The sequence below is a fragment of the Geobacillus sp. Sah69 genome (assembly GCF_001414205.1).
GTDB classification, from domain to species: Bacteria; Bacillota; Bacilli; order Bacillales; family Anoxybacillaceae; genus Geobacillus; species Geobacillus stearothermophilus.
The window spans coordinates 1-8013 of the sequence record NZ_LLKS01000046.1; the positions used below are offsets into that span (position 1 = coordinate 1).

Sequence of the window (8013 nt, forward strand, 5' to 3'; positions counted from 1 at the left end):
GGGTTGCATCAGGGGGCAGGTTGACGACTACCCAACGACGCAGGTCATGCCTGCATCGTTACCGATTCTCTCGGTGTGTCTGTTGGCAGTACTTGGCTTCCACACACAACAGACGGACCTACGCTCGATGTTTTACGGTTACAACGTTTCCTGTAACCAACTCCATACATCGAGTAGCCGTGATTGGAGTGCCTTTATTGAACGGTTTTCTCCACGTCTTTATTCTATCATACCACAAAAGAAAGGGGGAACGCGCATTCCTCTCCCACTTACTCCCTTTGGTCGTTGAAGTGGGAGTCTCCTGCGCGAAATAGGATGAATTGAAGTTCATACAAGTGGAAGCCATCGATGAAGCATCGTCTGCCATCAACCGTGTTCTGGATGAGTTTATGGAGGCGGAGGAAGCGGGGGAATAAACATGGCTAAGGAGGGGTTCGGATGATTCGTGCCATGGTCGGCGATCTGACCAAAGTGGAAGGAGTCGAGTACATTTGCAATGCCGCCAACGGCATCGGGCCGATGGGCGGCGGCGTGGCGGCGGCGATCCGTCGGGCGGGGGGACGTGTGATCGAGGAGGAAGCGATCCGCGTCTGTCAAGTGCAAGACCCTAAACCCGGCGATTTGTACGTGACAGGAGCAGGCTCGCTGCCGTTTCGCGGGGTCCTTCACTTAGTGACGATGAAGCAGCCTGCAGGGGCGACGTCGTATGACATCGTTCGGGCGTGTCTCGAGCGGCTCGTCGCGCACTGTCGGGAGAACGGAATCAAGAAGGTGGCGTTGCCGGCCTTGGGAACCGGAGTCGGCCGGCTTGACAAAGCGAGAGTGGCTAGGTTATTTCGCGAGGTGCTCGCGCCGGTTGAGGATGTGGAATTTGTGGTCGTTGATATCGACGAGTCATTTATCCAAATGGTTGATTCATATTAAATAAAAATAAGAAAAAAAGGGCCTTGACAGACGATTGGCCCTTCTTTTTTTGGCAAAGAATAACGTGTTTCACAATCCTTCATATCATATTATAATATAACACACAAACCAGTTTCATTGACTTCCTTACCTAGCCTAGGAGGTGGCGCAGCCATCCATGTCCGATTGATTAGACTGGCATGAAAGGAAGTTGGAGAACGTTTCCTGTTCGAACCTGTTCAGGGAAAATGGCCAAAAGCGATGCATACGGCGTTTTTGGCGCCATCCGGAGGGATGAATCATGTTATTCTCATTGCCAACATTAAAGACATGTCAAGTGTTAGTAGACGAATTTCGTTCGGCCCCACAGCCGTTTGAGCCGGAAAAGCTTCGCTTTTCGGGTGTCGGGGACCGGGACGTTTACAATATTTCTGCACCGTTTGTGGATGAAGGAGAATGGGTGATCGCTGGGCGCGTCGAGGCGCGCGACAGCGAGCAATCGGAAGTGTACTTTTTCGTCGAGCGCGACGGCGTCTGGGTTCCTCGTGATGGGGCGCCGGTGTTCGCCTTGCAGGATCCGTTTGTGGCGCGCATTCACGGTCAGTTGGTGTTCGGCGGCGTGGAGACGTTTCCGCATCCGGTGTTTGACGGCGAGCTGAGCTGGCGGACGGTCTTTTACCGCGGCCGCAATATTCGCAGTTTGAAAAAGTTCGCCGAAGGGCCGGACGGAATGAAGGACATTCGCCTTGTCGAGCTGAAAGATGGCTCGATCGGCGTGTTCACCCGGCCGCAAGGGGAAAAAGGCGGACGCGGGAAAATCGGGTTCACCCGCATTTTCTCGCTCGATGAGTTGACGCCGGACGTGATTGAGGCCGCGCCGATTTTGGACGCCCAATTTATGGATGAAGAATGGGGCGGCGTGAATGAGGCGCATTTGCTGGCGAACGGGCTTGTGGGGGCGCTTGGCCATATCGCTTGCTTTGACGAGCACGGCAACCGCCATTACTACCCGATGGTGTTCGTGTTGAACCCGGAGACGATGGAGCGTTCAGAGCTGCAATTGCTTGCGCTTCGCTCCCACTTTTTGGATGGTCCGGCGAAACGGCCGGATTTGGCGAACGTTGTCTTTAGCGGCGGACTCATCCGCAAAGGCGACGGCACGGCTGAGCTGTACGCCGGCGTCGGCGACGCCGAGGCGCAAAAAATTTCGCTCATCGACCCGTTTGCGAAATACGAAGCGCAAGAGCTTGATCGGATGTATGCTTCCGTTTAGGGAAAAGGACCGGCGCCGTCCCACCTTCTTTTGATGAGAGGGGGGCGGCCGGCCTTTTTTCGTTTTGGCCGGTAATGGGCGATGGTTCCCGATTTGACGGTCATTTGCGGTGAGAAAGAGTTGGATGGAACGAAGTACATTGAGGTTCCGCCGCTGATTGTCGAGATTTTAAGTCCGTGGAACCAGGCGCATGATCTTGTCGCAACGTTCAATTTGTACATGGCGTGCGGCGTTCACGAATGCGGGATTGTCAATCCGATGAAGCCAGCTGTGACGGGATACCGGCTCAATGAGGAACGGCTATATGAGCAGGCGGATGTTCAAGTGAAAACGGGAACGGTTCGCTCCGTTCATGTTCCCGGGCTTGAAATCGACATGACGGAATGGTTTCGTTGACAAGAGGACGTTAAAAGCGGACAGCGTGGGACGAATCCCACGCTGTTTTCATGAAAAGGCACGCGTCTTGACGGGGCATGTTCATGCCCGGGTGAAGGGCAAAACGTTGCCCACGGAATTTTTTCATGAAAATGCGCGTGCCTAAACTCATCATTTTCATGCCGGGGAAGGACAAAAACGTGCTCATGGAGCTTTTTGTTTGTCCAATGGAGTCGGGGCGGCGCTCATCAGCCGCGTGGTGTCCCTTTCCCGTTGCGTTTGCCGTTTTTCGTGCTCGTTCAGCTTTTCTTCCATCCGCTTCAGCAGCTTTTCCCACGGGTTTTCCGCCGTTTTTTTCTTGCGCTTTCGTTTTTCTTCCGCCATGCTCAAGCGCCTCCTTTCGCTGCGGCCGATAAGGTGAGCAAGTCGCGCAGTTCGTCATCGGACAGTTCGGTGATCCATGCCTCGCCTTCGGTGATGATGTCGGCGAGCGCTTGTTTTTGTTCGAGCATCTCGTCGATTTTTTCTTCGATTGTCCCGACGGTGATCAATTTATGGACGTGGACGAATTTCGTCTGTCCGATGCGGTAGGCGCGGTCGGTCGCCTGGTTTTCCACCGCCGGGTTCCACCAACGGTCGAAATGGATGACGTGGTTGGCAGCTGTTAAGTTGAGTCCGGTGCCGCCTGCTTTGAGCGACAAAAGGAAAATCGGCGCTTTTCGTGCTTGAAACTCTTCGATCATTCGATCGCGCGTTTGTTTCGGGACGCCTCCGTGCAAAAACAACACCCGCTCATCAAACAGGTCGGAAAGCAGCTGTTGGATCATCTCGCCCATTCGCACGTATTGCGTGAAGATGAGGCACGATTCGTCGTTGGCGCGAATTTGCTCGATCAGTTCGATGAGCTTTTCGAGCTTGTGCGACCGTTCAACGAGCTGGCGGGGGCGGCGTTCTTTCAAATACAGCGCCGGATGGTCGCAAATTTGCTTCACACCGTTTAGCATTTGCAAAATCAAGCCGCGCCGCGCAAACGGACTGGCTTCCTTTGCCCGTTCGAGTGTGTCGTTGACGAGCTGCTCGTACAAGGCAGCCTGTTCGGCCGTGAGCGGGCAATACTCTTTTTGTTCAAGCTTATCCGGCAAGTTGAGCGCAACCGCTTCATCCGTTTTCGTCCGCCGCAAGAGAAATGGGCGGATGAGCGTCTGCAGCGCCGCTTTTTTGCGGGCATCTCCTTCTTTTTCAATCGGCCCGGCAAAGCGCCGCTCAAACTCCGCACGGCTGCCGAGATAGCCAGGGTTGAGGAAGTGGAAGATGCTCCAAAGTTCGCCGAGACGGTTTTCAACCGGCGTGCCGGATAAGGCGATTTTATGTTTTCCGCTCAAGCGGCGGATGGCGCGCGCTTGTTTTGTTTGCGCGTTTTTAATGTTTTGCGCTTCATCAAGGCAAATCGCATGCCAATGAATCTGTTTTAAATCGTCTTGGTCCAAATGAGCAAGGTTGTAAGACGTAATGACGAGATCGGCCTCGCCTGCCGTTTGCACGAACGCATCGTTTTTCGTCCGGTTCGGTCCATGGTGCACGTAGACGCGCAAGTCTGGGGTGAAGCGGGCGCATTCCTTTTGCCAGTTGCCGATCACGCTGGTCGGACAAATGAGCAACGCCGGCGTGTCTGGACGTTCCATTTCTTTTACATAGGCCAAATAGGCAAGCAGCTGCACCGTTTTGCCTAGCCCCATGTCATCGGCCAAGCAGGCGCCAAAGCCGAATCGGCGCAAAAAGACGAGCCAGTCGACACCGCGCTGCTGGTACGGGCGGAGCGTGCCGCGAAACGACGGCGGCACATTCGCTTTCGGCAATCCATCCAGCTGCTGGAGCTGGCGGATGAACGCGCGGAACTGATCATGGACGTCAATGTGGATCGGGATCGATTCGTCCGTTGCCTCTTCACGCTCCTCTGCTTCCGAAAGCAGCGTTTGCGCCACGATATCGTGGATCGGCACGCCTTCTTTTTTCGCCTTTTCCATGAGCGCCTGGGCGCGGCGGACAAGGGCGGGGTCAAGGATGAGCCATTGGCCGCGCAGGCGAATGAGGCGCCGCTTTTGTTCCGCCAAAGCGGCAAACTCCTCTTCCGTCAGCTCAATCCCGTTGGTCGCGACGCGCCAATCGAAATCAGCGAGCCGCTCAAGGCCGAACAGTGATTCGGCGTTGACGGAAGGCGACAGTTTCGCTTTGATCGACAGCTGCGCCTGGCGGATGTCGTGCCACCAGTCGGGAAGCAAGAGGCGTACGCCCGCTTCGGTGAGCTTTAAGCTGTCTTCGGACAAAAAACGCCACGCTTCTTCATTAGACAGTTCCGTCCGCAGACCCTCCCCGGCGTCAAGCCACGGCACGATCGCGCAAATGCGGCGAATGGCGCGCTGGATCGATGATTCATATGGGCGCCAGGCGCGCGGAATATCACGGGCAGAGGTGATGACGCTGTCGTCGATGGCGATGAACACCGTTTCCAGCGTCCATGCGTCGCCGTCCTCAGGCGGCTCGACGAGGCGAAGCCCGACCGTAAACGGCGGCCGGTCGCCGAGCCAGCCGATTTGTTCCAGCCAATCGTCTTCCGTTCCGATCCATTGGCCGCTGGGGGAGGCGATTAATGGATAAGCGCGAACGATGTCGCCCCAAATGCCGCGCAGCTCTGGGTCGCGCGACAGCCAGTCGGCGATTGCCAGCGACCGCCATGCCGCAACAAGCGGGTGCGGATCGTCTTTGAGCCCGCGCCAACGCGTCCGCTCAGCTTCGGCCCATTCAGACGGCTGCGCTTGTTTCCACGCCGAGAAATCGGGGCGGAAGCAGCGTGTGCGCACATCGTCGATGATTTGCTTCGCCCATGTTTCAAGCTGGGCGGTGAACTCATCTCCCCATTTGATGGAAAGAAAACGGTTGGACGGGCGCCAGGCGAAAAACGTGAGCGCCTGCCACGGGGACAGCCGCACCGCGTCGCGTCCGTGGACGGTCGCGACATCAAGCAAGGTGCCGTAAAAGGTTTCTTCATGCCAGGCGAACACAAGCGGCGCCCAGCTCGAAACACGGTCCGGGCCGCTGAGCCAGAAGCATCGTCCTTCTTCGCTCCATTCACATGAAAGGGTAATCGTCTGCAACGCTTGTTCCATCATAGAAGCAATTTTCCTTTCTCCACTTCTTCATGAAACGCGCGCATGCGCGCTGTTTTGGCTAACAGCTGTTCAAGATACATCTGCCATTCGTTCATTCGTTTCAACGATCGGTAGCACGCACGCAATTTTTTTAAATATTGCACGGCGACGCGATAGCTTGCGCGGTTTTTCGCCTCGACAAAACGCATGACCGCTCGGTGATACAATGGCAAGACGAGCGCCGGGTTTTGTTTTTGCAGCATGGCGAGAAATGTTGGATCAATGTCATGGGCGGTGGCGTCCCCCCATAAGTATAAGTCGACTACATCATGGTAGCGCCTTTGATCGAGCAGCCAATGAACGTAGCGGTTCGCGCTGTATGGGAAGCATGCGGCCAACAGCTTCTCATAGTCGTCCCATTTGTTGTGTTGGCGAGCGTATGATTCGTACAGCCGACCGATTTCGTTGACAAACGGCGACCGCTCCATCTCTGGAAGAGCGGATATGTAGAAGGCAAGCTCTTGCTTTCCTTTCGCCCAAAATGATGCGAAACGTTCCGGCGAATGCGAGGATGCGAACCGCTCCATCCAATCGATAAAAAACGGAGCCGCTTCCTTGGGATATTGGCGGTAGATGGCGAGCGCTTCGTCATCTTCGCCGAGTAAAAAGGCGAGATGGGCGGCAGCTAGCAACAGAGTGGTTGACTGTTTTTCCGTTGCCAGGCGGATCAGCGTTTCTTTCTCTTGCCGGCGCTGCGCTTCTTTCGTGAACAGCAGCTCCCAAGCGGTTGTGTATAGGCTGTAGACGAGTGAAGGGGACGCCTTTCCCCACCGCAGCAACAACTCCCGTACATACGGGATCGTCTGTTCGATTTGCGTTTCAACAGACGGGGGCAGCAGTTCGGACGGAAACCGTTCCAACGTTTCGAACCATTCGTCGGCGATATAATCGACGTCTTGTTGCCACGAAAACTGCTCGTATGATCCGAACAACAGCCCACGGTCCCAACCGCGTTCGCGTCCGTATTCGAACAAATGGTCAAGCAAAAACAAGACCGCATGAAAGCGATGCAACAAACGGACAGCGCTGTGTTTCGGGCTGTTTTTGACGAGTCGCGGAAACAGTTGATGGGACAAGCGGTACGGCCAATCATTGCGGCGGCGGTGGCGGGCGCTCCACTCGTCCAATAGGTCGGCGAACTGCTTCCGCCATTGGGCGACCGATTCCGCTGTGTTTGGTTCAGACGGTGTTTGGACCGATGCCGCTTTCCGGTTCGGTTTTTTCTTTCTTTGTTTCCATTTCCGCAACAACTCGCCGTTGTCAAATACATTTCCGTACACGTAAAAGAACAGCGCCAGTACGTGCGGGCAAAGATCTTCCGCCCCGCATGTGCAGCTGTGGAGGGAGATGTCCGACAAATCAAGCGTCACGTCATGAATGGCGGTGTCGATGACTTTTCCTTCGATAAAATCGCTGTCTATGACCGTGACGTTATACACCAACCCTTGCCGTGACAATTCCCGCCCTTTTTGGATGACATGTTGGAAGAGAGAAAACGGCCATTCCCGCTGCAAGTCGGCAGCGGCTTTTTGCAACAGAGGTTTGGAGATTGCGGTCTGCAACATATCAGTCCGTCCTTTCCGTCCATTGTGCATCATGGGTTCCCGAAGAAAGCCCCCGTTTTCCGTTCATTCTTTATATCTACTTATTATAGCATGGCGGATTGTACTGTTGCTATGTTTGTTTGGCGTGAGAGTCAGTCAAGACTTTGTGGAGAACATTTTTTCGGTTCACTACGGGCGTTGTCAATCACTAGTTAGCGAACCATTTTCAGGAATTCATATCGTAAGCGCTTTCGGACTCTCATCCCTCATCTTGAAGTGATGATATTGTATTCCATTTTTTTACACCCAACCACCATCCCGGAGCGCCGACAACGCTTGATGGATCGGCGTCCCGGATGACCGCTGCAGACACGGTAGATTCTGACGCACCACATCTGCCCATAACCGTCCGGCCTTCCGTTTGGCCTGTTCGATCCGCTTGGACTTTGTTGAGGCCGAGGCCGCCGTTCGGGTCTCTTCTTCCTCCACCAACTGCCCATTTCTCCGCCAAATCCCGTCGATTCGGGCYGCCATCGCYCTCAGAAACGCCCGAAGCCCTTGGTCTTTCCAGCTGCGGCGGGATTTCACCCGATGCGCAAACCGGCTCATCACGCTCTCGGCGTGGCCCATCGGACGCATGCCGGTCGTCTCCACCCCTTGCTCCGACAGCCACTCCCGATAGTCCCGGATGCATCCCGGCATCGACTCGATC

7 protein-coding genes are annotated in these 8013 nt (G+C 55.2%); 3 read left to right on the top strand and 4 right to left on the bottom strand.

Annotated elements, in window-relative coordinates; translation table 11 throughout:
• Positions 1 to 438: 438 nt before the first annotated feature.
• From AP057_RS11425 to AP057_RS11435, 3 genes are all read left to right on the top strand, one after another.
• The gene (locus tag AP057_RS11425; RefSeq protein WP_055358770.1) at positions 439 to 924 is read left to right on the top strand and encodes a macro domain-containing protein; all 486 of its coding nucleotides are present in this window, start codon (positions 439 to 441) and stop codon (positions 922 to 924) included.
• Between the two features lie 280 nt (positions 925 to 1204).
• The gene (locus AP057_RS11430; RefSeq protein ID WP_049626727.1) at positions 1205 to 2176 is read left to right on the top strand and encodes a DUF1861 family protein; all 972 of its coding nucleotides are present in this window, start codon (positions 1205 to 1207) and stop codon (positions 2174 to 2176) included.
• 81 nt (positions 2177 to 2257) lie between these two features.
• Positions 2258 to 2572 carry a Uma2 family endonuclease gene (locus AP057_RS11435; RefSeq protein WP_033013720.1) on the top strand — a complete coding sequence of 105 codons (315 nt, stop codon included), beginning with the start codon at positions 2258 to 2260 and terminating at the stop codon, positions 2570 to 2572.
• A 183-nt stretch (positions 2573 to 2755) separates the two neighbouring features.
• Here the strand turns inward: AP057_RS11435 and AP057_RS17545 are convergent, their stop codons facing one another.
• The 4 genes from AP057_RS17545 to AP057_RS11455 form a co-directional block, all read right to left on the bottom strand.
• Positions 2756 to 2935, bottom strand: coding sequence for a hypothetical protein (locus tag AP057_RS17545; protein ID WP_033013721.1), 180 nt, complete (start codon positions 2933 to 2935; stop codon positions 2756 to 2758).
• 2 nt (positions 2936 to 2937) lie between these two features.
• On the bottom strand, positions 2938 to 5718 hold the full coding sequence (locus tag AP057_RS11445; protein WP_055358771.1) for a DEAD/DEAH box helicase: 2781 nt from the start codon (positions 5716 to 5718) through the stop codon (positions 2938 to 2940).
• Positions 5715 to 7322, bottom strand: a complete 1608-nt coding sequence (locus AP057_RS11450; RefSeq protein WP_055358772.1) for an SWIM zinc finger family protein — start codon at positions 7320 to 7322, stop codon at positions 5715 to 5717. Before AP057_RS11450 ends, AP057_RS11445 begins: the two co-directional genes overlap by 4 nt.
• A 279-nt stretch (positions 7323 to 7601) precedes the next feature.
• On the bottom strand, positions 7602 to 8013 hold a 412-nt coding region (locus tag AP057_RS11455; RefSeq protein ID WP_200910070.1), incomplete at its 5' end, for a UPF0236 family transposase-like protein.